Origin of the sequence: Cupriavidus alkaliphilus (assembly GCF_014191175.1) — a bacterium.
GTDB classification, from domain to species: domain Bacteria; phylum Pseudomonadota; class Gammaproteobacteria; order Burkholderiales; family Burkholderiaceae; genus Cupriavidus; species Cupriavidus alkaliphilus.
This window is the reverse complement of sequence record NZ_JACHWE010000012.1, coordinates 24,910-47,738: the sequence shown is the minus strand read 5'-3', so window position 1 is coordinate 47,738 and position 22,829 is coordinate 24,910. Positions and strand designations below refer to the sequence as shown.

Below are 22,829 nucleotides of genomic sequence, written 5' to 3'. Positions count from 1 at the left end.
TAGGGACGGATCAGGCTATGATGCGGGCATCGCAGCCCGCACGACCCTGTCATGGCCCGCCTTCCCCGTTTTTCCCCCACCGGACTGCCCGCGCTGGTGTTGCAGCGCGGTAACAACCGCCAGCCCGTGTTCCTGGGCACCGACGACTACCTGCATTACCTGGATTGCCTGCGCATGGCGGCGCGCGAGCACGACCTCGCCATCCATGCCTATGCGCTGCGGCCCAACCACGTGCACCTGGTGGCAACGCCGAAAAGTGAGGACGCGCTTAGCCTGACCATGCAGGCGGTCGGGCGCCGCTACGCGCGCTACTTCAATCGCGTGGCGGGCCGCACCGGCACCCTGTGGGAGGGACGCTTCCGCTCCGCCGTGTTTGATCCAGCCCAGTGGCTGCTGCCGGCCATGCTCTACGTGGAGGGCAACGCGGTGCGCGCGGGCGAGGTCAATACCCCCGAAGCCGACCGCTGGAGCAGCTACCGCCACCACGCCGGCATCGAGGCCAGTCCCTTTGTCAGCGACCACGCCGCCTACTGGGAGCTGGGCAATACCCCGTTCGAGCGGCAATCGAACTACCGCATGCTCAGCGCCGAAGGGCTGTCCGGCAAGACCCTGGACACCTTGCGCACCCATGCGCATAGCGGCTGGCCGCTAGGCGGCGACGCGTTCCTGGCGCAGCTGGAGAGACATGGCTCACGGCGCGTCCAGCCTTTGCCGAAGGGGCGCCCCAAAAAGGTGCAAAAGCAACTCGTAAATGCGGCGAAAGCGCCATAAAATTTATGTGTCCCCATTTAAATCATTCACCGAAACGGTGCGTGTTTAAATGTATTCCGACCCCATTTAATTTTTTTGCGAGGCGCAGGCGATTCCCATATAGTTGCTCCACCCACAGTCATTGTGCGGCGCGTCACGCTCGTGTACGCCGCTGCGGCCCGCTGACAGCTTCGTCCCCATTTCCCTTCCCGCCGGTCCACCGGTCTGGGTGGATTTACAGAAAGCGCGCGGTCCCCGTTCCGGTAGTCCAGCAGTCCGCGCAGCCTTCACCGGAAATCAGCCCGTGGACCAAATGAAGAACCTTTCGGCCCAAGCGCAGACCAGCGAGCAAATCAGCGAGTCTTCCTCCGCCCTCGACCTGCGCCCGCAGGCGCAAGGCATGTACGACCCGAGCAACGAGCATGACGCCTGCGGCGTCGGCATGGTCGCGCATATCAAGGGCAAGAAGTCGCACGAGATCATTTCACAGGGCCTGAAGATCCTGGAGAACCTGGACCACCGCGGCGCCGTCGGCGCCGACCCGCTGATGGGCGACGGTGCCGGCATCCTGATCCAGATCCCGGACCAGTTCTACCGCGAGGAAATGGCGGCGCAGGGCGTGAGCCTGCCGCCCGCCGGCGAATACGGCGTGGGCATGATCTTCCTGCCCAAGGAACACGCTTCGCGCCTGGCCTGCGAGCAGGAACTGGAGCGCACGGTCCGCCTGGAAGGCCAGGTCGTGCTGGGCTGGCGCGACGTGCCGGTCGACGCCGCCATGCCGATGTCCCCCACGGTGCGCAAGACCGAGCCGGTGATCCGCCAGATCTTCATCGGGCGGGGCCGCGACATCATGACCACGGACGCGCTGGAACGTAAGCTCTACGTCATCCGCAAGACCGCCAGCCACGCCATCCAGGCGCTCAAGCTCAAGCACGGCAAGGAATACTTCGTGCCGTCGATGTCGGCCCGTACCGTGGTGTACAAGGGCCTGCTGCTGGCCAACCAGGTCGGCGAGTACTACCTGGACCTGCAGGACCAGCGCGCCGTGTCGGCGCTGGCCCTGGTGCACCAGCGCTTCTCGACCAACACCTTCCCGGCCTGGGAACTGGCCCACCCGTACCGCATGGTCGCCCACAACGGCGAAATCAACACGGTCAAGGGCAACGTCAACTGGATCAACGCGCGTACCGGCGCGATCTCGTCGCCGGTGCTGGGCGACGACCTGCCCAAGCTGTGGCCGCTGATCTACCCGGGCCAGTCCGATACGGCATCGTTCGACAACTGCCTCGAACTGCTGACGATGGCGGGCTACCCGCTGGTCCACGCGATGATGATGATGATCCCGGAAGCGTGGGAACAGCACACGCTGATGGACGACAACCGTCGCGCCTTCTACGAATACCACGCCGCCATGATGGAGCCGTGGGACGGCCCGGCCGCGATCTGCTTTACCGATGGCCGCCAGATCGGCGCCACGCTGGACCGCAACGGCCTGCGCCCGGCACGTTTCTACGTGACCGAGGACGACGTCGTGGTGCTGGCCTCGGAAGCCGGCGTGCTGCCGTTCCCCGAGTCGCGCGTGGTGCAGAAGTGGCGCCTGCAGCCGGGCAAGATGTTCCTGATCGACATGGAGCAGGGCCGCATCATCGACGACAAGGAGCTCAAGGACAACCTGGCCAACGCCAAGCCGTACAAGAGCTGGATCGATGCCGTGCGCATCAAGCTGGACGAGATCGATGCCAAGCCGGAAGACGTCGCCGCCGAGAAGAAGCCCGTGGCCAAGCTGCTGGACCGCCAGCAGGCGTTCGGCTATACCCAGGAAGACGTCAAGTTCCTGATGGCGCCGATGGCGCTGGCCGGCGAGGAAGCCACCGGCTCGATGGGCAACGACTCGCCGCTGGCGATCCTGTCGTCGAAGAACAAGACGCTGTACCACTACTTCAAGCAGCTGTTCGCACAGGTCACCAACCCGCCGATCGACCCGATCCGCGAGAACATGGTGATGTCGCTGGTGTCGTTCATCGGCCCGAAGCCGAACCTGCTCGAGCTGAACAACATCAACCCGCCGATGCGTCTTGAAGTGTCCCAGCCCGTGCTGGACTTCAAGGACATCGCCAAGATCCGCAACATCGAGCACTACACCGGCGGCAAGTTCCGTTCGTACGAACTGAACATCTGCTACCCGACCGCATGGGGCAAGGAAGGCATCGAAGCGCGCCTGGCCTCGCTGTGCGCCGAAGCCGTGGACGCGGTGCGTTCGGGCTACAACATCCTGATCGTGACCGACCGCCCGGTCGATGCCGACCATGTCGCCATCCCGGCGCTGCTGGCCACGTCTGCCATCCACCACCACCTGGTGGAGAAGGGGCTGCGCACGTCGACCGGCCTGGTGGTCGAGACCGGCACCGCGCGTGAAGTGCACCACTTCGCGCTGCTGGCCGGCTACGGCGCCGAAGCCGTGCACCCGTACCTGGCGATGGAAACCCTGGCCGACATGGCCAGCGGCCTGTCGGGCGACCTGTCGCCGGAAAAGGCGGTCAAGAACTTCGTCAAGGCGATCGGCAAGGGCCTGTTCAAGGTGATGTCCAAGATGGGCATCTCCACCTACATGTCGTACACCGGCGCGCAGATCTTCGAGGCTATCGGCCTGTCGCGCGAGCTGGTGCAGAAGTACTTCCACGGCACGCCGTCGAACGTCGAGGGCATCGGCATCTTCGAGGTCGCCGAGGAAGCGCTGCGCCTGCACACGGACGCGTTCGGCAACAGCCCGGTGCTGGAGAACATGCTCGACGCCGGCGGCGAGTACGCCTTCCGCATCCGCGGCGAAGAGCACATGTGGACCCCGGACTCGATCGCCAAGCTGCAGCACTCGGTGCGCGCCGACGACGGCAAGGGCGCCTATCAGACGTACAAGGAATACGCCAACATCATCAACGACCAGAGCAAGCGCCACATGACGCTGCGCGGCCTGTTCGAGTTCAAGGTCGATCCGGCCAAGGCGATTCCGCTGGAAGAAGTCGAGCCCGCCAAGGAGATCGTCAAGCGCTTCGCCACCGGCGCGATGTCGCTCGGCTCGATCTCGACCGAGGCCCATACCACGCTGGCGCTGGCGATGAACCGCATCGGCGGCAAGTCCAACACCGGCGAAGGCGGCGAGGACGAGAAGCGCTACCGCAACGAACTGCGCGGCATCCCCATCAAGCAGGGCGACACCCTGAAGGGCGTGCTGGGCGACGGCGTGATCGAGAAGGACCTGGAACTGCAGGCCGGCGACTCGCTGCGCTCGAAGATCAAGCAGGTGGCGTCGGGCCGTTTCGGCGTGACCGCCGAATACCTGGCCTCGGCCGACCAGATCCAGATCAAGATGGCGCAGGGCGCCAAGCCGGGCGAAGGCGGCCAGCTGCCGGGCCACAAGGTCTCGGACTACATCGGCAAGCTGCGTTACTCGGTGCCGGGCGTCGGCCTGATCTCGCCGCCCCCGCACCACGACATCTACTCGATCGAGGATCTGGCGCAGCTGATCCACGACCTGAAGAACGTCAACCCGTCGTCGGATATCTCGGTCAAGCTGGTGTCCGAAGTGGGCGTCGGCACCGTGGCCGCGGGCGTGTCCAAGGCCAAGGCCGACCACGTCGTGATCGCCGGCCATGACGGCGGCACCGGCGCCTCGCCGTGGTCGTCGATCAAGCATGCCGGCACGCCGTGGGAGCTGGGCCTGGCCGAGACCCAGCAGACGCTGCTGCTCAACGGCCTGCGCAACCGCATCCGCGTGCAGGCCGACGGCCAGATGAAGACCGGACGCGACGTCGTCATCGGCGCGCTGCTTGGCGCCGACGAGTTCGGTTTCGCCACGGCGCCGCTGGTTGCCGAGGGCTGCATCATGATGCGCAAGTGCCACCTGAACACCTGCCCGGTGGGCGTGGCCACGCAGGATCCGCAGCTGCGCAAGAAGTTCCAGGGCAAGCCGGAGCACGTGGTCAACTTCTTCTTCTTCGTTGCCGAAGAAGCGCGCGAGATCATGGCCCAGCTGGGCATCCGCACCTTCGACGAGCTGATCGGCCGCGCCGACCTGCTCGACACCAAGGCCGGCATCGAACACTGGAAGGCGCGCGGCCTGGACTTCAGCCGCATCTTCCACCAGGTGTCGCTGGGCGCGGACGTGCCGCTGTACCACACCGACGTGCAGGACCACGGCCTGTCGGCCGAGGCTGGCAAGGCGCTCGACCACGTGCTGATCGCCAAGGCCCGTCCGGCGATCGAGAAGGGCGAGCGCGTGTCGTTCATCCAGCCGGTCAAGAACGTCAACCGTACCGTCGGCGCGATGCTGTCGGGCGTGGTGGCCAAGCAGTATGGCCACGAAGGCCTGCCCGACGACACCATCCACATCCAGCTGCAAGGCACCGCCGGCCAGTCGTTCGGCGCGTTCCTGGCGCACGGCATCACGCTGGACCTGGTCGGCGACGGCAACGATTACGTCGGCAAGGGCCTGTCGGGCGGCCGCGTGATCGTGCGCGCCCCGCATGAGTTCCGCGGCGATCCGACCCGCAACATCATCGTCGGCAACACCGTGCTGTACGGCGCCATCGCCGGCGAAGCGTTCTTCAACGGCGTGGCCGGCGAGCGCTTCGCGGTGCGCAACTCGGGCGCCGTGGCAGTGGTGGAAGGTACCGGCGACCACGGTTGCGAATACATGACCGGCGGCACGGTGGTAGTGCTGGGCGGCACCGGGCGCAACTTCGCGGCCGGCATGTCGGGCGGCGTGGCCTACGTCTACGACGAGGACGGCCTGTTCGACAAGCGCTGCAACACCTCGATGGTGGCGCTGGAAGCGGTGCTGGCCTCGGCCGACCAGGAGAAGGGCCAGCCCCAGGCTTCGTGGCACAAGGTCGACGGCAAGCGCGTGCTGGATGAAGTCATCCTGCGCAACCTGATCGAGCAGCACTTCCGCTACACCGGTTCCGAGCGCGCCAAGGCGCTGCTGGCCGACTGGACCACGGCACGCCGCAAGTTCGTCAAGGTCTTCCCGACCGAGTACAAGCGCGCGCTGGGCGAGATGTACGCCAAGGAACAGGCCGCCCGCGACAGCGACCGCGAAGCTATCGCGGCCTGAGCGAGACGAGCGCAGCAAACCAACGTAGCGAAGGGCCGCGGCAAGCCGCCACGGCCCCGACAAGATACTGACCCCACCGCAGGGCCGGCGACGCCGCCGGTCCCGCGCAGCATGACCAAGGACGCAACATGGGTAAGGCGACTGGCTTTCTCGAATTTCCGCGCCAGAATGAGGGCTACGAACCGGTAGTCAAGCGCGTGAAGCACTACAAGGAATTCGTGTTCGCGCTGTCCGACAGCGAAGCGAAGCTCCAGGGTGCGCGCTGCATGGACTGCGGCATCCCGTTCTGCAACAACGGCTGCCCGGTCAACAACATCATCCCCGACTTCAACGACCTGGTGTACCGCCAGGACTGGAAGTCGGCGATCGAGGTGCTGCACCAGACCAACAACTTCCCCGAGTTCACCGGCCGCATCTGCCCGGCACCGTGCGAGGCCGCGTGCACGCTGGGCATCAACGAACTGCCGGTGGGCATCAAGTCGCTCGAGCACGCCATCATCGACAAGGCCTGGGAAGAGGGCTGGGTCAAGCCGCAGCTGCCGCGCCACAAGACCGGCAAGACCGTCGCCGTGGTCGGCTCCGGTCCCGCCGGCATGGCGGCAGCGCAGCAGCTGGCACGCGCCGGTCATGACGTGACCGTGTTCGAGAAGAACGACCGCATCGGCGGCCTGCTGCGCTACGGCATCCCCGACTTCAAGATGGAGAAGTCGCTGATCGACCGCCGCATGGAACAGATGCAGGCCGAAGGCGTGACCTTCCGCGCCGGCGTGATGGTGACCGACGGCGAACTGCCGGCCGGCATCAAGAACTATGCGCGCGAAACCATCTCGGCCCAGGCTCTGATGGAGCAGTTCGACGCGGTGGTGCTGGCCGGCGGCTCGGAAGTGCCGCGCGACCTGCCGGTGCCGGGCCGCGACCTGGCCGGCATCCACTTCGCGCTGGAATTCCTGATCCCGCAGAACAAGGAAGTGGCCGGCGACGGCGCCAACGAGATCCGCGCCGAGGGCAAGAACGTGATCGTGATCGGTGGCGGCGATACCGGCTCCGACTGCGTGGGCACGTCCAACCGTCACGGCGCCACCTCGGTGACCCAGTTCGAGCTGCTGCCGCAGCCGCCGGAAGAAGAGAACAAGCCGCTGGTGTGGCCGTACTGGCCGATCAAGCTGCGCACCTCGTCGTCGCACGACGAAGGCTGCGAGCGCGACTGGTCGGTCGCCACCAAGGAATTCATCGGCGAGAACGGCAAGGTCACCGCACTGAAGGCCTGCCGCGTCGAATGGAAGGACGGCCGCATGCAGGAAGTCGAAGGCAGCGAGTTCATCCTGCCGGCCGACCTGGTGCTGCTGGCAATGGGCTTTACCAACCCGGTGGGCTCGATGCTGGAGGCCTTCGGCGTCGATACCGACGCGCGCAAGAACGCCAAGGCCTCGACCGAAGGCGAGCGTGCCTATCACACCAACGTGCCCAAGGTGTTCGCCGCCGGCGACGTGCGCCGCGGCCAGTCGCTGGTGGTGTGGGCGATCCGCGAAGGCCGCCAGGCCGCGCGCTCGGTCGATGCGTTCCTGATGGGGCATAGCGACCTGCCGCGCTGATCCGGCGTCCGCGCCGCGATAAAAAGCCCGCCTGGCGCAAGCCGGCGGGCTTTTTTTGTCTGTGCGAGGGCGGCGTTCAGCCGGCCAGCGTTCGCTCCATCAGCACCGCGCTGGCGCCGTATGCGGCCAGCTTGCCGGCGTGCCGCGCGGCCGTTTGCGCCGGCGCCGGGGCGTACCCGAGCCTGCGCCACCACGGCGCCGCGGACTGCACCGCGATCAGCCGCGAGCGGCGCAGCCCGGCGGCGTGCGCCGCCGCCCGCGCCACCGCGTACAGGCGCGGCGCCAGCCCGGCGCCGCGGCCGGCGGGCGCCACGGCCATGTCGTGCACGAACCAGGTCAGGGTGTCCGGGGCGGCATGCTGGCGCCAGCCATCGTCGAGCACACCATCCAGCGGCGGCAGGCTGTCTTCGGGCCAGGCGTGGGTGAACAGGTAGGCGGCGAGGGTGCCGCGCTGCGCGGGCTCGTGCGCGACCCAGCAGGTGCTCGGCGACAGCGCCAGCCGGCTGGCCAGCGCTGACTCGCCTTCGAGCAGACCCTCGGAATAGCAGCTGGCCTGCACCGCCAGCACGGCCGGCAGGTCGGACAAGACCATGGGCCGCACGGTGAAATTCGTCATCGGCGGATTATAGTCGCGCCCCTCGTCGCCCCTCACGGCGCCCCTCGCCAGGGCGCATTTGGCAAGGCGCAGCAAGGCCTTCAGGGTTCTCCCGGCTATGGTTTACGTGCCTGTGGCGGCCCGGGCATAGTCCTTACAATTTTCAAAAACAAATAACGGAAACTGCCTCGCCAATCCTTTTTCCCCAGAACCAGTTTGCCGTCTCCTCAGGAGACGGGCCGGAGGAAAACGATGTCCGAAGTGCGCAATTTGTCGCGGCTTTGGCGAGGTAAAGCGAAAATCGCGCCGCGCCTGCCCGCGGCCGCTGCCCGGCGCTGGCTCCCGCCCGCGCTGTGCCTGGTCGCCCTGGGATGCGCCACGCTGGCGTTCGCCGTGCCGGCCAGGCCCGCGCTTGCCGGCACCCAGCCGCTTGCGCGCAGCATGTCGTTCCCGGATCGCCCGATGCGCCTGATCGTGCCGTTCCCGGCCGGCGGCGTCGCCGACGCCGTGGCGCGGATGCTGGCCGAGCGCCTGTCGGCCAGGCTCGGCGTGCCGGTCGAGGTCGACAACCGTCCCGGCAGCGCCGGCACCATCGCCGGCGATGTCGTCGCCAAGGCCAGCTCCGACGGCCACACGCTGCTGTTCCACCAGGCCAACATGCTGATCCAGCCGGGGCTGGAGCCGGTGCCCTACGACGTCGTGCGCGATTTCACGCCGGTGGCGCGCGTGGCCACCACGCCGCTGTTCCTGGTGATCGACGCCCGGCTGCCGATGCGCACGCCGGAGCAATGGATGACGGCGGTCAGGTCGAGTCCCGGTTCCTACAGCTACGGCTACGGCCAGCCCGGCAGCCCTTCGCACCTGTACGCCGAATACGCGGTGCGCGGCCTGCGCGGCGGCGTGCCGCTGGTCACCGGCAAGGGCGAGGCCGCGGTAGTGCAGGAGATGCTGGCCGGCCGCATCAGCGCCTGCTTCTGTTCGTTCGCGGCGGTCCAGAGCCAGGTCAAGGGCGGCGGGCTGCGGCTGGTCGGCGTGACCGGCGTGGCGCGTTCCCCGCTGGCGCCGCTGGTGCCGACGCTGCAGGAATCCGGGCAGGACGGCTATGCCGCGGCGGCCTGGTTTGGCGTGATGGCGCCGGCCAAGACGCCGCGCGCCATCGTGGCGCGGCTGGCCGGCGAGCTCGACGGCGTGATGGCCGAGCGCGAGGTGCGCTCGCGCCTGCAGGCCGCCGGCCTGACGCCGCTGCGCGACTCGCCGGAGGCGTTTGCCACCGCGATCCGCTCGGAATCGATCCAATGGCAGGTCATCCTGAAGGACGTGCCGATCGCGCAGGAGCCCTGAGCGGCACTGCGGCGTGGCGGGACACTGGCCGGTTTCCAGCGGAAACCGGCCAGCTGGCCTGGCGGCCAGGCGAATCCTGAGGCACCACAGGCACGCTTCATGTGGCGCGGGACACACGGGTGCCAGCAGGGCTAGGTAGTACACCTTATAATGCGCCCCTGTCCCGACCGGTGCCAACGTGACCGATTCTCCTCAAAACCTTGTCGAACTGACTGCGGTGGATTTCGCCTACGCGGACCACGGCAAGCCGATCCTGTCCGGCCTGACCATGCAATTCCCGCGCGGGAAGGTGATCGCGGTGATGGGCGGCTCGGGCTGCGGCAAGACCACGGTGCTGCGGCTGATCGGCGGTCAGGTGCGGCCGCAGGCGGGCGCGGTGCGCTTCGCCGGCACGGACATCCACCAGCTCGACACCACCGGCCTGTACGCCGTGCGTCGCCAGATGGGCATGCTGTTCCAGTTCGGGGCACTGTTTACCGACCTGTCGGTGTTCGACAATGTCGCGTTCCCGCTGCGCGAGCACACCGACCTGCCCGAGTCCATGATCCGCGACCTGGTGCTGATGAAGCTCAACGCGGTCGGCCTGCGCGGCGCGCGCGACCTGATGCCGTCGCAGATCTCCGGCGGCATGGCGCGGCGCGTGGCGCTGGCGCGCGCGATCGCGCTGGATCCGGCGCTGCTGATGTATGACGAGCCCTTCGCCGGCCTGGATCCGATCTCGCTGGGCCTGACCGCGCGGCTGATCCGCAGCCTCAACGACGCGCTCGGCGCCACCACCATCATCGTGTCGCACGACGTGCACGAGACCTTCCAGATCGCCGACTACGTCTATTTCATTGCCGACGGGCGCATCGCAGCCGAAGGCACGCCCGAGGCCCTGCGCGCCTCCACCGATCCGTTCGTGCATCAATTTGTCCATGCCGAGGCCGATGGCCCGGTGCCGTTCCACTACGCCGGACCGTCGCTGGCCGAGGATTTCGTCGGGGGCGCGCGATGACCGGCTTCCTGGCAGGTTTTTTCAGCGCCATCGGCGCAGCCGTGCGCCGCAGCATTTCCGGGCTGGGCCACGCCACGCGCATGTTCCTGACCGTGCTGGCGCTGTCGCCGGCACTGCTGCGCCGCTTCCGGCTGGTGACCGACCAGGTCTTCTTTGTCGGCAATTTGTCGCTGGTGATCATCGCGGTCTCGGGCCTGTTCGTCGGCTTCGTGCTCGGGCTGCAGGGCTACTACACGCTCAACCGCTACGGCTCCGAGCAGGCGCTGGGGCTGCTGGTGGCGCTGTCGCTGGTGCGTGAACTGGGCCCGGTGGTGACCGCGCTGCTGTTCGCCGGCCGCGCCGGCACGTCGCTGACCGCCGAGATCGGGCTGATGAAGGCGGGCGAGCAGCTCACGGCGATGGAAATGATGGCGGTCAATCCGCTGCAGCGCGTGGTAGCGCCACGCTTCTGGGCGGGTGTGATCGCCATGCCGGTGCTGGCCGCGATCTTCAGCGCGGTGGGCATCCTGGGCGGCTACGTGGTCGGGGTGCAGCTGATCGGCGTCGACGCCGGTGCCTTCTGGTCGCAGATGCAGGGCGGCGTCGATGTGCGCGCCGACGTGCTCAATGGCGTCATCAAGAGCTTTATCTTTGGCATCGCGGTGACGTTCATTGCGCTGTACCAGGGGTTCGAGGCCAAGCCCACGCCGGAAGGCGTCTCGCGTGCGACCACCCGTACCGTGGTGATCGCGTCGCTGGCGGTGCTGGGGCTGGATTTCCTGCTGACGGCGCTGATGTTCAGCAACTGAGGCGGGCGCCCGCGACAATCATGCGGGAAGTACGATAACAAGACGGCGATAACAAACAGCGTCTACAAGGCAGCGACAGACACTACGGGGTTGAAGAAAGAGATTCCAATGAAAAAGAACACACTCGATTTCTGGGTGGGGCTGTTTGTGGCGGCAGGCTTCGTCGCCTTGCTCTTCCTTGCCCTCAAGGCGGGAAACATGAGCGCCTTCAGCTTCCAGGACACCTATAGCGTGCAGGCCCGCTTCGACAATATCGGCGGGCTCAAGCCGCGCGCGCCGGTCAAGAGCGCGGGCGTGGTGGTCGGCCGGGTCGCGGCGATCCGCTTCGATGACAAGACCTACCAGGCCACCGTCGAGATGAGCCTCGAGACGCGCTACCAGTTCCCCAAGGACACCTCGGCCAAGATCCTGACCTCGGGCCTGCTGGGCGAGCAGTACATCGGCCTGGAAGCCGGCGGCGACACCGCCATGCTGGCCAACGGCGCGCGCATCACCATGACGCAATCCGCGGTGGTGCTCGAGAACCTGATCGGGCAGTTCCTGTACAACAAGGCCGCCGATGCCGGCGGCGGCTCGTCCCCCGGCGCCAGTGCGCCGGCCCCGGCTGGAGATCTCAAGTGAACGCCGCGCGCCCCATCCGCAACCTCCTGGCCACGGCCGCGGCCGCCGCCGCGCTTGCCGGTTGCGCCACCGGCCCCACCGCCAACCCGAAGGACCCGCTGGAGCCGTTCAACCGCGAAGTCTCGAAGATCAACGAGGACTTCGACAAGGGCATCCTGCGCCCGGTGGCCGAACTCTATGCCGACTACATGCCGACGCCGGTGCAGCGCGCGGTGGAGAATTTCTTCTCCAATGTCAGCGATGTCTATTCGGCGGCGAACAACCTGCTGCAAGGCAAGCCGACGCGCGCGGCCGAGGACACCATGCGCGTGGCGATGAACACGGTGCTGGGCATCGGCGGCCTGATCGACATCGCCACCCCGGCCGGCCTGCCCAAGTACAAGGAAGACTTCGGCCAGACGCTGGGAGTGTGGGGCGTGCCGGCCGGGCCGTACCTGGTGCTGCCGCTGTTCGGCCCGAGCACCTTCCGCGACACCGCCGGCATGCTGGTCGACCGCCAGGCCGATCCGTCGGCGTACTTCTACCCGGTTTCGCTGCGCAATTCGCTGGCTGGCGCGCGCATCGTCGCCGGCCGCGCCCAGCTGCTGGGGGCGAGCAACCTGCTGGAGCAGGCGGCGCTGGACAAGTATTCGTTCCTGCGTGACTCCTATCTGCAGCGGCGCCAGTACCTGATCTACGACGGCAACCCGCCGGGCGCCGACGACGACGCCGAGACCGAAGGCGCTGCGCCGGCCGCGACTGACGCCGGTGCCGCGCCGGCACCGGTCCCGCCGGTGGAGGGGGCTTCGGCTCCTGCCGCCGAGCCGCCCAAGCCTGGCGCCGCGGGCGAGACCCAGCCCGAGGGCCAGAGCATGCCGGTGCCACCGGGCCTGCCGGGCGGCCTGCCCGGTGTGCGCTTCCGTTGAGGCGAAGCAAACGTCACTGGCGCTGTGAATGCGCTGTGACCGCTGAAACAAATTGTTTGTAGGTGGCGTCCGGTGCGCTTTTGATGGCAACGCGCGCCACGCCGCTATGTTCCAATCTGCAAGGACCCGTGGCCTTCCAGCCGCGTATCGAGGCGCCGGCGCGCGGGTCACGACCTCTTTGATAAAGAAGGAAATCTCACATGCTCAAGCGACTGTTGCTCCCCCTCCTGACGGCGGTTGCCTTCGCGGGGACCGCGCAGGCCCAGGTATCGGCTCAGGACGCGGCCACTCCGGACGGACTGGTCAAGGCCGTGGTCAATGACGTGATGTCGACCGTGAAGGCCGACAAGGACATGCAGGCCGGCAATATCGGCAAGATCACCACGCTGGTCGAACAGAAGATCATTCCCAACGCCAACTTCCAGAAGACCACGCAGATCGCCATGGGCCGCAACTGGTCCAAGGCCACGCCCGAGCAGCAGAAGCAGATCACCGAGGAATTCAAGACCCTGCTGATCCGCACCTACGCCGGCGCCATCGCGCAGATCCGCGACCAGACCGTGCAATACCGTCCGTACCGCGGCACCGCCGAGGATACCGATGCCACCATCCGCACCCAGGTGATCAACAAGGGTGAGCCGATCCAGATGGACTACCGCCTGGAAAAGACCGCGCAGGGCTGGAAGGTCTATGACATCAACGTGCTGGGCGCATGGCTGACCGAGGCCTACAAGGGCAGCTTCAACACCATCGTCGGCCAGCAGGGCGTCGAGGGCGTGATCAAGACGCTGCAGGACCGCAACCGCCAGCTCGCCAACGCCAAGAGCTGACCGGCGCTTGCGCGGTGCCGTGCGTGCAGTGCCGTGCGGTACTCGCTGCGATGCAGCACGGCGCGCCCAAGTTGCACTACAATGGCCGTTCGCGACACAGGCTCCCGCTCCGCGCGGGAGTCTTCGTTTCAGCCCCTTTTCTTCTTTCCGCATCCAGGCCACTGACGCCATGCTTTCGCCGGGTAACTCGCTGACCAACCAGAATGCCGCCGCGGTGCTGCGCGACGGGCTGGCACGCGTGGCGCAGGGCGACGTCGAGGTGGACTGCACGGGCCTGGCTCAGGTGGATTCCTCCGCCGTCGCCGTGCTGCTGGCATGGCACCGGGCCGCCGTGGCGCGCGGCCAGGCGCTGGTGCTGCGCAGCGTGCCGGCGCAGCTGGCGCAACTGGCCAGCCTGTACGGCGTCGACGGCCTGCTCGGCCTGGCGAGCGCAGCCGCGCCCGCCGCCACCCCACCACGACACCACCACCGACATTGATCCGGCATCGCCGGTCGCCACCCTGGCGGCCGCACGCGATGCCGCGGCGACCGCTGGCGCGGCCGCCGAGCCCCCGGGGCGGATCCGGCGGGGATCAAGCGGGACCGACCCCGCATCCCCTATAATTCCGGGTTGTTCGCCCATCCCCCGCCTGTTGCCGGCCCAATCCATGCCGGAGCAGGATATCCGGGCACGCAGTTGCTCCCCATTTCCTGGCGGCCGGCCCCGAAAGAGCCGGACCCGCCACAAACAATCGGCCATGAAAGCCATTGAAATCCACGACGTTCGCAAGCGCTACCGCAACCTGCAGGCGCTCAAGGGCGTCAGCTTCACCGTCGAACGCGGCGAATTCTTCGGCCTGCTCGGGCCCAACGGCGCCGGCAAGACCACGCTGATCTCGATCCTCGCCGGTTTGAATCGCGCCGATTCCGGCCGCGTCAGTGTGCTGGGTCACGATGTCGTCGCCGATTACCGGATGGCGCGGCGTATGCTGGGCGTGGTGCCGCAGGAGTTGGTGTTCGATCCGTTCTTCACGGTGCGCGAGACGCTGCGGCTGCAGTCAGGCTATTTCGGCCTGACCCGCAACGACGACTGGATCGACGAAATCATGGCCAACCTGGATCTGACCGGGAAAGCCGATGCCAATATGCGCCAGCTGTCCGGCGGCATGAAGCGGCGCGTGCTGGTGGCGCAGGCACTGGTGCACCGCCCGCCGGTGATCGTGCTCGACGAGCCCACCGCCGGCGTCGATGTTGAGTTGCGGCAAACGCTGTGGAAGTTCATCTCGCGCCTGAACCGCGAAGGGCACACCATCATCCTGACCACGCATTACCTCGAAGAGGCCGAGGCCCTGTGCGACCGCATCGCCATGCTCAAGTTCGGCGAAGTGGTGGCGCTGGACCGCACCAGCAACCTGCTGACGCAGTTTGCCGGCCTGCAACTGGTGCTGACCTTCGCGCGCGGCGGCCTGCCGCCCGCGCTGGAGCCGCTGCGCATGCCGGCCAACCCCGGCGAGCGCGCGGTGCGGCTGCGGCTGTCGGGCTACCAGGCGGTCGAACCGATCCTGGCCGCCTGCCGCGAAGCGGGCTGTGACATCGAAGACATGGAAATCAACAAGGCCGACCTCGAAGACGTATTCGTGCAGATCATGCGCCGCGAGGGGCATATGCCCGGCGCGCTGCCCGATCCGGCGATGGAGGCCGCGGCATGAAGCAGCCTGGCGACATCGAAATCCTCGACGACAGCCGCCTCGGCCCGATGGCGGTCGGCGGCCTGGTGGGCTTCCGCACGCTGCTTTACAAGGAAGTGCTGCGCTTCTGGAAGGTGAGCTTCCAGACCGTGGCCGCGCCGGTGCTGACCGCGGTGCTGTACCTGCTGATCTTCGGCCATGTGCTGGAAGACCGGGTCAAGGTCTATGACCAGATCAGCTACACCGCCTTCCTGGTGCCCGGGCTGGTGATGATGAGCGTGCTGCAGAACGCGTTTGCCAACAGTTCTTCGTCGCTGATCCAGTCGAAGATCACCGGCAACCTGGTGTTCGTGCTGCTGCCGCCGCTGTCGCACTGGGAAATGTTCGGCGCCTACGTGGTGGCCTCGGTGATCCGCGGGCTGACCGTCGGCCTTGGCGTGCTGCTGGTGACGGCGTGGTTCGCCAACCTGCATTTCGCCAACGTGGGCTGGATCCTGGTGTTCGCGCTGCTGGGCGCGGGCATCCTGGGCACGCTTGGCGTGATCGCCGGCATCTGGGCCGAGAAGTTCGACCAGCTGGCCGCGTTCCAGAACTTCCTGATCATGCCGGCGACCTTCCTGTCCGGCGTGTTCTATTCGATCCATTCGCTGCCGGCCTTCTGGCAGGCGGTGTCCCATGCCAATCCGTTCTTCTACATGATCGACGGCTTCCGCTATGGCTTCTTCGGCGTCTCGGACGTGTCGCCGCTGTTCAGCCTGGCGGTGGTCGGATCGGCGTTCGTGGTGCTGGCCGCGCTGGCGCTGCGTCTGTTGAAGTCCGGGTACAAGCTGCGCCACTGAGCGGCGGCCGGCCCTGTTGAATCAAGCTGAATCACGCTGAAGAGAACCCCATGCTGCCTACACCGGAACAAGTCAGGGACTACATTGCCCAGGGACTGCCCTGCGAACATCTGCAAGTCGAGGGCGATGGCCAGCATTTCTTTGCCACCATCGTCAGCAACGAATTTGAAGGCAAGCGGCTGATCCAGCGCCACCAGCGTGTCTACGCGGCGCTGGGCGACCGCATGCGCGCCGAGATCCATGCGCTGTCGATGAAGACCCTGACCCCCGCGGAGTGGCAGGCGGACGCAGGCAAGTAAGGCACTATGCGCCGCGCGCCTGCGCGGCTCCAGAACAATGATGCCGGGCGCGTGCCCGGAACAAACCATAGAACATGGACAAATTCCAGATCCACGGCAACGGCCCGCTCAAGGGTGAAATCCGCGTCTCGGGCGCCAAGAACGCCGCCCTGCCGATCCTGTGCGCGGGCCTGCTGACGGCCGACACCGTCGCGCTGGACAACGTGCCCAACCTGCAGGACGTGCGCACCACGCTCAAGCTGCTGCGCCTGATGGGGATGCAGGCCGAGTTCGACGGCGCGCGCGTGACCCTGAACGGTGCCGACGTCAATGTGCTCGAGGCCCCGTACGAGCTGGTCAAGACCATGCGCGCCTCGATCCTGGTGCTGGGCCCGCTGGTGGCGCGCTTCGGCGAGGCCCGCGTGTCGCTGCCGGGCGGCTGCGGCATCGGCGCGCGCCCGGTCGACCAGCACATCAAGGGCCTGCAGGCGATGGGCGCCGAGATCACGATCGAGCACGGCTTTATCCATGCCCGCGCCAAGCGCCTGAAGGGCGCGCGCGTGGTCACCGACATGATCACCGTGACCGGCACCGAGAACCTGCTGATGGCCGCCACCCTGGCTGAAGGCGAGACCGTGCTGGAAAACGCCGCACGCGAGCCCGAGGTGACCGACCTGGCCCAGCTGCTGGTCAAGATGGGCGCGAAGATCGACGGCATCGGCACCGACCGCCTGGTGGTGCACGGCGTCGAGCGCCTGCACGGCGCCAGCCACAGCGTCATCGCCGACCGCATCGAGGCCGGCACCTTCCTGTGTGCGGCGGCCGCGACGCTGGGCGACCTGGTGCTGCGCGGCGTGCAGCCCGAGATCCTCGACACCGTGCTCGACAAGCTGCGCGAAGCCGGTGCCAGCATCGAGACCGGCGCCGACTGGATCCGACTGGCGATGCCGCACCGCGCCCGCGCGGTGAGCTTCCGCACCTCTGAATACCCTGCCTTCCCGACCGACATGCAGGCCCAGTTCATGGCCCTGAACGCCGTCGCCGAAGGCACCGCGCGCGTGACCGAGACCATCTTCGAAAACCGCTTCATGCACGTGCAGGAACTGAACCGCCTGGGCGCCGACATCACCGTCGAAGGCAACACCGCGGTGGTCAACGGCGTGCCGCGCCTGTCGGGCGCCAACGTGATGGCGACCGACCTGCGCGCCTCGGCCAGCCTGGTGATCGCCGGCCTGGTGGCCGAGGGCGAAACCGTGATCGACCGCATCTACCACCTGGACCGCGGCTACGACCGCATGGAAGACAAGCTGTCGGCAGTGGGCGCGAAGATCCGCCGCATTGCCTGAGCACCAAGGACTGAAGCCCGATGAGCCCCGCTTTCAACGCATCGCCCAACCAGCTGACGCTGGCTTTGTCCAAGGGCCGCATCTTCACCGAGACGCTGCCGCTGCTGGAGGCGGCCGGCATCCGCGTCACCGAGGATCCCGAGACCTCGCGCAAGCTGATCCTGCCGACTTCCGATCCGGCGGTGCGCGTGGTGATCGTGCGCGCCTCGGACGTGCCGACCTACGTGCAGTACGGCGCGGCCGACTTCGGCGTGGCTGGCAAGGACGTGCTGATGGAAAGCGGCATGGCCGGCCTGTACGCGCCGATCGATCTCAACATCGCGCGCTGCCGCATGTCGGTGGCGGTGCCGGCCGGGTTTGACTACGCCAAGGCCGTGCGCCAGGGCGCGCGCCTGGCCGTGGCCACCAAGTACGTGCAGACCGCGCGCGAGCATTTTGCGAAAAAGGGCGTTCACGTCGACCTGATCAAGCTGTACGGTTCGATGGAGCTGGGCCCGCTGGTGGGCCTGTCCGATGCCATCGTCGACCTGGTCAGCACCGGCAGCACGCTGCGCGCCAACAATCTTGTGGAAGTGGAAGAGATCGTGCAGATCTCGTCGCGGCTGGTGGTGAACCAGGCCGCGCTCAAACTCAAGCGCGAGCGGCTGGCACCGATCCTCGACGCCTTCGAACGCGCTTCAGCGGCGCTGGCCTGAGGCCGGGTCGCCGCCTGACAGGAACAGAAGTCATGAACCCAACCGAAATGGAAAGCCTGCCGATCCGCCGGCTCGATTCCAGCGAGCCGGGCTTTGCCGAGGCGCTGCGCCAGGTGCTGGCCTTCGAGGCCGGCGAGGACGAGGCCATCGATCGCGCCGCCGCGCAGATCCTGGCCGACGTGAAATCGCGCGGTGATGCCGCGGTGCTGGAATACACGCGCCGCTTTGACCGCGTCGAGGCGGCGTCGATGGGCGCGCTCGAGGTATCGCAGCAACAGCTCGAAGCCGCGCTCGAAGACCTCGAGCCCAAGCGCCGTGCAGCGCTGGAGGCGGCCGCCGCGCGCGTGCGCGCCTACCACGAGAAGCAGAAGATCGAATGCGGCAGCCACAGCTGGGAATACACCGAGGCCGACGGCACCATGCTGGGCCAGAAGGTGACACCGCTGGACCGCGTCGGCATCTACGTGCCGGGCGGCAAGGCCGCCTACCCGTCGTCGGTGCTGATGAACGCGATCCCGGCGCGGGTGGCGGGCGTCAAGGAAATCATCATGGTCGTGCCCACGCCCGGCGGCGTGCGCAATGAACTGGTGCTGGCCGCGGCGCAGATCGCCGGCGTCGACCGCGTGTTCACCATCGGCGGCGCCCAGGCGGTCGGCGCGCTCGCCTACGGCACCGCGACGCTGCCGCAGGTCGACAAGATCGTCGGCCCCGGCAACGCCTACGTGGCCGCGGCCAAGCGCCGCGTGTTCGGCACCGTCGGCATCGACATGATCGCCGGCCCGTCCGAGATCCTGGTGATCTGCGACGGCACCACCGACCCCGACTGGGTGGCGATGGATCTGTTCTCGCAGGCCGAGCACGACGAACTGGCGCAGTCGATCCTGCTGTGCCCGGACGCGGACTATATCGCCCGCGTGGAAGCCAGCATCCAGCGCCAGCTTGGCACCATGCCGCGCCGCGACGTGATTGCCGCGTCGATCTCCGGCCGGGGCGCGCTGGTCAAGGTGCGCGACATGGAGGAGGCCTGCGAGATCGCCAACGCGATCGCGCCGGAACACCTGGAGATCTCGGCCGAGAACCCGCGCCAGTGGAGCGAGAAGATCCGCCACGCCGGCGCCATCTTCCTGGGCCGCTATACCAGCGAGTCGCTGGGAGACTACTGCGCCGGCCCCAACCACGTGCTGCCGACCTCGCGCACCGCGCGCTTCTCGTCGCCGCTGGGCGTCTATGACTTCCAGAAGCGCTCGAGCCTGATCGAGGTGAGCGAGGGCGGCGCGCAGATGCTCGGCCAGATCGCCGCCGAGCTGGCCTATGGCGAAGGGCTGCAGGCCCACGCCCGCAGCGCGGAATACCGTTTCAAGCGTAGCTGAACCCTGACCCAACCCACACTGGAGCTTCCATGTCAGCCGTAGAGCCCTCCCTGATCGAACGCATCATCCGTGACGACGTGCGCGCCATGGGCGCCTACCACGTGCCGGATTCGCACGGTCTGGTCAAGCTCGACGCGATGGAAAATCCCTACCGCTTGCCGGCCGAACTGCGCGAGCAGCTGGCCGCGCGGCTCGGCGAGGTCGCACTGAACCGCTACCCGGTGCCGAGCAGCGAGGCGCTGCGCGCGAAGCTGAAGACCGTGATGCAGGTGCCGGCCGGCATGGACGTGCTGCTGGGCAACGGCTCGGACGAGATCATCAGCATGCTGGCGCTGGCCGCGGCCAGGCCGGGTGCGAAGGTGATGGCGCCGGTGCCGGGCTTTGTCATGTACGCGATGTCGGCGCAGTTTGCCGGCCTGCAGTTCGTGGGCGTGCCGCTGCGCGACGACTTCACGCTGGACCGCGCCGCGATGCTGGCGGCGATGGCCGCGCAGCAGCCCGCCATCATCTACCTGGCCTACCCGAACAACCCCACCGGCAACCTGTTCGACGCCGCCGACATGGAGGCCATCGTCCGCGCCGCCCAGGGGGAGGTCTGCAACAGCCTGGTGGTGGTCGACGAGGCCTACCAGCCGTTCGCCCAGCACAGCTGGATGCCACGGCTGACGGACTTCGGCAACCTGCTGGTGATGCGCACCGTATCGAAGCTCGGCCTGGCCGGCATCCGCCTGGGCTACCTGGCCGGCGCGCCCGAATGGCTGGCGCAGCTGGACAAGGTGCGCCCGCCCTATAACGTCAACGTGCTGACCGAGGCCGCCGCACTGTTCGCGCTCGAGCATGTGGCGGTGCTGGACGAACAGGCCGCGCAACTGCGTGCCGAACGCACGCGCGTGGCCGATGGCATGGCCGCGCAGCCCGGCGTTACCGTGTTCCCCAGCGCCGCCAATTTCCTGCTGGTACGCGTGCCGGATGCCGCACAGACCTTCGAGCGCCTGCTGGCGCGGAAGGTATTGATCAAGAACGTGAGTAAAATGCACCCGTTGCTGGCCAATTGTCTGCGCGTCACGGTCAGCACGCCCGAAGAAAACGCGCAGTTCCTTGAGGCATTCGCAGCGTCGCTGCAGGATTAACACCATGCGTGTTGCAGAGGTCACCCGCAATACTTCGGAAACGCAGATTCGCGTTTCCCTGAATCTCGACGGCAGCGGCCGCCAGAAACTGGCGTCGGGCGTGCCGTTCCTCGACCACATGCTGGACCAGATCGCCCGGCATGGCATGTTCGACCTGGAGGTCGAAGCCACCGGCGACACGCATATCGACGACCACCATACGGTGGAAGACGTCGGCATCACGCTCGGCCAGGCGGTGGCCAGGGCCATCGGCGACAAGAAGGGCATCACCCGCTACGGCCACAGCTACGTGCCGCTGGATGAATGCCTGTCGCGCGTGGTGATCGATTTCTCCGGCCGCCCGGGCCTGGAGTTCCACGTTCCGTTCACGCGTGCGCGCGTGGGCAGCTTCGACGTGGACCTGACCATCGAGTTCTTCCGCGGCTTCGTCAACCATGCCGGGGTGACCCTGCATATCGACAACCTGCGCGGCATCAATGCCCACCATCAGTGCGAAACCGTGTTCAAGGCCTTTGGCCGGGCGCTGCGCATGGCGGTGGAGCTGGATCCGCGCGCGGCCAACACGATCCCGTCGACCAAGGGCACGCTCTGAGCTTGCTGAAACCGTAGGCGTGCCGGCTGGTTGCGGCGCCCGCTGACCTTCCCAGCCCGAATCCGGCCAGCGAATGCTGGCGACCCGCAACCAATGGACACGCTCAAGTCGTTTATCTCGCTGCTGGCGCTGATCAACCCGATCGGGGCGATCCCGTTCTTCATCAGCCTGACCACGCAGCAGACCGAAGCGGAAAAGCGGCATACCATCAAGATCGCGTCGATCTCGGTGGCGATCGTGGTGGCGGTGTCGGCGTTGCTGGGGCAGCAGATCATCGAGTTCTTCAATATCTCGGTGGCATCGCTGCAGGTGGGCGGCGGACTCATCATGATCATGATGGCCATGAACATGCTGAATGCGCAGACCAGCCGCACCAAGGCCACGCCGGAAGAAGAGGACGAGGCCGGAGTCAAGTCCAGTATCGCGGTGGTGCCGCTGGCGCTGCCGCTGCTGACCGGGCCGGGTTCGATCAGCACGGTGATCGTCTATGCGGGCAAGACCCAGCACTGGTATCAGTTGCTGATTCTGGTCGGCATCGGCGCGCTGCTGGGTTCGGTGGTGTACCTGGTATTCCGCGCGGCGGACCCGATCGCCCGGGTCATCGGGCGCACCGGCATCAATATCGGCACGCGCCTGATGGGCTTGATCCTGTCGGCGCTGGCCGTGGAATTCATCGTGGACGGGCTGAAGACATTGTTGCCTGTTTTGAAATCATGACTACCATAGCAATTGTGGATTACGGCATGGGCAACCTGCGCTCGGTGGCGCAGGCGCTGCGTGCCGCGGCGCCGGAAGCCGATGTCCGGGTGGTGGATGCGCCCGAAGGCATCCGCTCGGCGGACCGCGTGGTGCTGCCGGGCCAGGGCGCGATGCCCGACTGCATGTCGGCGCTGGGGGCGTCGGGACTGCAGCAGGCGGTGGTCGAGGCCGCCGCGAGCAAGCCGATGCTGGGCGTGTGCGTGGGCGAGCAGATGCTGTTCGAGTTCAGCACCGAAAGCCGGGCCGGCACGGATCGCACCCCGGCGCTGGCGCTGATGCCCGGGCAGGTCGTACGGTTTGCGCTGGATGGCATGACGCAACCCGACGGCTCGCGTTTCAAGGTGCCGCAGATGGGCTGGAACCGGGTGCGCCAGGCCAGGCCGCACCCGCTGTGGGACGGTATCCCGGACGACAGCTGGTTCTATTTCGTCCACAGCTACTATGTGCAGGCGCAGGATCCGGCCCATATTGCCGGCGAAACGGAATACGGAGTCGTGTTTACCAGCGCGGTAGCGCGCGATAATATTTTCGCGACGCAGTTCCACCCCGAAAAAAGCGCGGCCATGGGCCTGCAGCTGTACCGGAACTTCGTCCACTGGAATCCCTGAAGCGCAGCTTGCCGAT

General features: G+C 67.1%; 21 protein-coding genes. 20 read left to right on the top strand and 1 reads right to left on the bottom strand.

Going from position 1 to position 22,829, the window contains the following annotated elements; all coding sequences use genetic code 11:
• The first annotated feature begins 51 nt into the window (after window positions 1–51).
• From FHX60_RS26455 to FHX60_RS26445, 3 genes are all read left to right on the top strand, one after another.
• Entirely contained in the window at window positions 52–771 is a 720-nt protein-coding gene (locus FHX60_RS26455) for a transposase (protein ID WP_183285095.1), read from the top strand.
• A gap of 292 nt (window positions 772–1,063) precedes the next feature.
• Complete coding sequence (locus FHX60_RS26450; RefSeq protein ID WP_181487077.1) at window positions 1,064–5,860, top strand: glutamate synthase-related protein; 4,797 nt, start codon at window positions 1,064–1,066, stop codon at window positions 5,858–5,860.
• A 128-nt stretch (window positions 5,861–5,988) separates the two neighbouring features.
• Entirely contained in the window at window positions 5,989–7,452 is a 1,464-nt protein-coding gene (locus FHX60_RS26445; protein WP_092317546.1) for a glutamate synthase subunit beta, read from the top strand.
• Between the two features lie 76 nt (window positions 7,453–7,528).
• Here FHX60_RS26445 and FHX60_RS26440 read toward each other — a convergent pair whose 3' ends face one another.
• Window positions 7,529–8,068 (bottom strand): GNAT family N-acetyltransferase, encoded by a 540-nt coding sequence (locus FHX60_RS26440; RefSeq protein WP_183285094.1) that lies wholly within the window; start codon window positions 8,066–8,068, stop codon window positions 7,529–7,531.
• 231 nt (window positions 8,069–8,299) lie between these two features.
• Between FHX60_RS26440 and FHX60_RS26435 the strand changes: the two genes are divergently transcribed.
• From FHX60_RS26435 to hisH, 17 genes are all read left to right on the top strand, one after another.
• Window positions 8,300–9,388: a tripartite tricarboxylate transporter substrate binding protein gene (locus tag FHX60_RS26435; protein ID WP_183285093.1), complete on the top strand. Its 1,089-nt coding sequence runs from the start codon at window positions 8,300–8,302 to the stop codon at window positions 9,386–9,388.
• A 178-nt stretch (window positions 9,389–9,566) separates the two neighbouring features.
• Window positions 9,567–10,385 carry an ABC transporter ATP-binding protein gene (locus tag FHX60_RS26430; protein WP_092317540.1) on the top strand — a complete coding sequence of 273 codons (819 nt, stop codon included), beginning with the start codon at window positions 9,567–9,569 and terminating at the stop codon, window positions 10,383–10,385.
• Window positions 10,386–10,393: 8 nt separating this feature from the next.
• A complete protein-coding gene (gene mlaE / locus FHX60_RS26425; protein ID WP_112776784.1) occupies window positions 10,394–11,173 on the top strand; it encodes a lipid asymmetry maintenance ABC transporter permease subunit MlaE in 780 nt (259 codons plus the stop codon).
• Between the two features lie 108 nt (window positions 11,174–11,281).
• Window positions 11,282–11,794 (top strand): outer membrane lipid asymmetry maintenance protein MlaD, encoded by a 513-nt coding sequence (gene mlaD / locus FHX60_RS26420; RefSeq protein ID WP_092317537.1) that lies wholly within the window; start codon window positions 11,282–11,284, stop codon window positions 11,792–11,794.
• Entirely contained in the window at window positions 11,791–12,699 is a 909-nt protein-coding gene (locus FHX60_RS26415; protein ID WP_112776706.1) for an MlaA family lipoprotein, read from the top strand. Before mlaD ends, FHX60_RS26415 begins: the two co-directional genes overlap by 4 nt.
• Before the next feature lie 200 nt (window positions 12,700–12,899).
• Window positions 12,900–13,529 (top strand): MlaC/ttg2D family ABC transporter substrate-binding protein, encoded by a 630-nt coding sequence (locus FHX60_RS26410; RefSeq protein ID WP_183285092.1) that lies wholly within the window; start codon window positions 12,900–12,902, stop codon window positions 13,527–13,529.
• Window positions 13,530–13,680: 151 nt separating this feature from the next.
• Window positions 13,681–14,007 carry an STAS domain-containing protein gene (locus FHX60_RS26405; RefSeq protein WP_512698856.1) on the top strand — a complete coding sequence of 109 codons (327 nt, stop codon included), beginning with the start codon at window positions 13,681–13,683 and terminating at the stop codon, window positions 14,005–14,007.
• A 259-nt stretch (window positions 14,008–14,266) separates the two neighbouring features.
• Window positions 14,267–15,217 carry an ABC transporter ATP-binding protein gene (locus FHX60_RS26400; RefSeq protein WP_112776708.1) on the top strand — a complete coding sequence of 317 codons (951 nt, stop codon included), beginning with the start codon at window positions 14,267–14,269 and terminating at the stop codon, window positions 15,215–15,217.
• Window positions 15,214–16,035, top strand: coding sequence for an ABC transporter permease (locus tag FHX60_RS26395; protein WP_112776709.1), 822 nt, complete (start codon window positions 15,214–15,216; stop codon window positions 16,033–16,035). The genes FHX60_RS26400 and FHX60_RS26395 overlap by 4 nt, the downstream gene beginning before the upstream one ends.
• 50 nt (window positions 16,036–16,085) lie before the next feature.
• On the top strand, window positions 16,086–16,334 hold the full coding sequence (locus tag FHX60_RS26390) for a BolA family protein (RefSeq protein ID WP_018004929.1): 249 nt from the start codon (window positions 16,086–16,088) through the stop codon (window positions 16,332–16,334).
• A 74-nt stretch (window positions 16,335–16,408) separates the two neighbouring features.
• Window positions 16,409–17,659, top strand: coding sequence for a UDP-N-acetylglucosamine 1-carboxyvinyltransferase (gene murA / locus FHX60_RS26385; protein ID WP_092317519.1), 1,251 nt, complete (start codon window positions 16,409–16,411; stop codon window positions 17,657–17,659).
• Window positions 17,660–17,679: 20 nt separating this feature from the next.
• Entirely contained in the window at window positions 17,680–18,354 is a 675-nt protein-coding gene (gene hisG, locus FHX60_RS26380) for an ATP phosphoribosyltransferase (RefSeq protein ID WP_062801929.1), read from the top strand.
• Window positions 18,355–18,386: 32 nt separating this feature from the next.
• Window positions 18,387–19,724, top strand: a complete 1,338-nt coding sequence (gene hisD / locus FHX60_RS26375; RefSeq protein WP_062801928.1) for a histidinol dehydrogenase — start codon at window positions 18,387–18,389, stop codon at window positions 19,722–19,724.
• A 29-nt stretch (window positions 19,725–19,753) separates the two neighbouring features.
• Window positions 19,754–20,854, top strand: coding sequence for a histidinol-phosphate transaminase (gene hisC / locus FHX60_RS26370; protein ID WP_183285091.1), 1,101 nt, complete (start codon window positions 19,754–19,756; stop codon window positions 20,852–20,854).
• Window positions 20,855–20,858: 4 nt separating this feature from the next.
• A complete protein-coding gene (gene hisB, locus FHX60_RS26365; protein WP_010812330.1) occupies window positions 20,859–21,446 on the top strand; it encodes an imidazoleglycerol-phosphate dehydratase HisB in 588 nt (195 codons plus the stop codon).
• Between the two features lie 93 nt (window positions 21,447–21,539).
• Window positions 21,540–22,163 carry a YchE family NAAT transporter gene (locus FHX60_RS26360; protein ID WP_092317510.1) on the top strand — a complete coding sequence of 208 codons (624 nt, stop codon included), beginning with the start codon at window positions 21,540–21,542 and terminating at the stop codon, window positions 22,161–22,163.
• On the top strand, window positions 22,160–22,813 hold the full coding sequence (gene hisH / locus FHX60_RS26355; protein ID WP_018004935.1) for an imidazole glycerol phosphate synthase subunit HisH: 654 nt from the start codon (window positions 22,160–22,162) through the stop codon (window positions 22,811–22,813). The genes FHX60_RS26360 and hisH overlap by 4 nt, the downstream gene beginning before the upstream one ends.
• Window positions 22,814–22,829: the final 16 nt, after the last annotated feature.

What these genes read in the sequence shown, in the direction of transcription:
- FHX60_RS26455 (WP_183285095.1), top strand. Translation starts at nt 52, where the DNA reads ATGGCCCGCCTTCCCCGTTTTTCCCCCACCGGACTGCCCGCGCTGGTG.
- FHX60_RS26450 (WP_181487077.1), top strand. Translation starts at nt 1,064, where the DNA reads ATGAAGAACCTTTCGGCCCAAGCGCAGACCAGCGAGCAAATCAGCGAG.
- FHX60_RS26445 (WP_092317546.1), top strand. Translation starts at nt 5,989, where the DNA reads ATGGGTAAGGCGACTGGCTTTCTCGAATTTCCGCGCCAGAATGAGGGC.
- FHX60_RS26440 (WP_183285094.1), bottom strand. Translation starts at nt 8,068, where the DNA reads ATGACGAATTTCACCGTGCGGCCCATGGTCTTGTCCGACCTGCCGGCC.
- FHX60_RS26435 (WP_183285093.1), top strand. Translation starts at nt 8,300, where the DNA reads ATGTCCGAAGTGCGCAATTTGTCGCGGCTTTGGCGAGGTAAAGCGAAA.
- mlaD (WP_092317537.1), top strand. Translation starts at nt 11,282, where the DNA reads ATGAAAAAGAACACACTCGATTTCTGGGTGGGGCTGTTTGTGGCGGCA.
- FHX60_RS26410 (WP_183285092.1), top strand. Translation starts at nt 12,900, where the DNA reads ATGCTCAAGCGACTGTTGCTCCCCCTCCTGACGGCGGTTGCCTTCGCG.
- FHX60_RS26400 (WP_112776708.1), top strand. Translation starts at nt 14,267, where the DNA reads ATGAAAGCCATTGAAATCCACGACGTTCGCAAGCGCTACCGCAACCTG.
- FHX60_RS26395 (WP_112776709.1), top strand. Translation starts at nt 15,214, where the DNA reads ATGAAGCAGCCTGGCGACATCGAAATCCTCGACGACAGCCGCCTCGGC.
- FHX60_RS26390 (WP_018004929.1), top strand. Translation starts at nt 16,086, where the DNA reads ATGCTGCCTACACCGGAACAAGTCAGGGACTACATTGCCCAGGGACTG.
- murA (WP_092317519.1), top strand. Translation starts at nt 16,409, where the DNA reads ATGGACAAATTCCAGATCCACGGCAACGGCCCGCTCAAGGGTGAAATC.
- hisG (WP_062801929.1), top strand. Translation starts at nt 17,680, where the DNA reads ATGAGCCCCGCTTTCAACGCATCGCCCAACCAGCTGACGCTGGCTTTG.
- hisD (WP_062801928.1), top strand. Translation starts at nt 18,387, where the DNA reads ATGAACCCAACCGAAATGGAAAGCCTGCCGATCCGCCGGCTCGATTCC.
- hisC (WP_183285091.1), top strand. Translation starts at nt 19,754, where the DNA reads ATGTCAGCCGTAGAGCCCTCCCTGATCGAACGCATCATCCGTGACGAC.
- hisB (WP_010812330.1), top strand. Translation starts at nt 20,859, where the DNA reads ATGCGTGTTGCAGAGGTCACCCGCAATACTTCGGAAACGCAGATTCGC.
- FHX60_RS26360 (WP_092317510.1), top strand. Translation starts at nt 21,540, where the DNA reads ATGGACACGCTCAAGTCGTTTATCTCGCTGCTGGCGCTGATCAACCCG.
- hisH (WP_018004935.1), top strand. Translation starts at nt 22,160, where the DNA reads ATGACTACCATAGCAATTGTGGATTACGGCATGGGCAACCTGCGCTCG.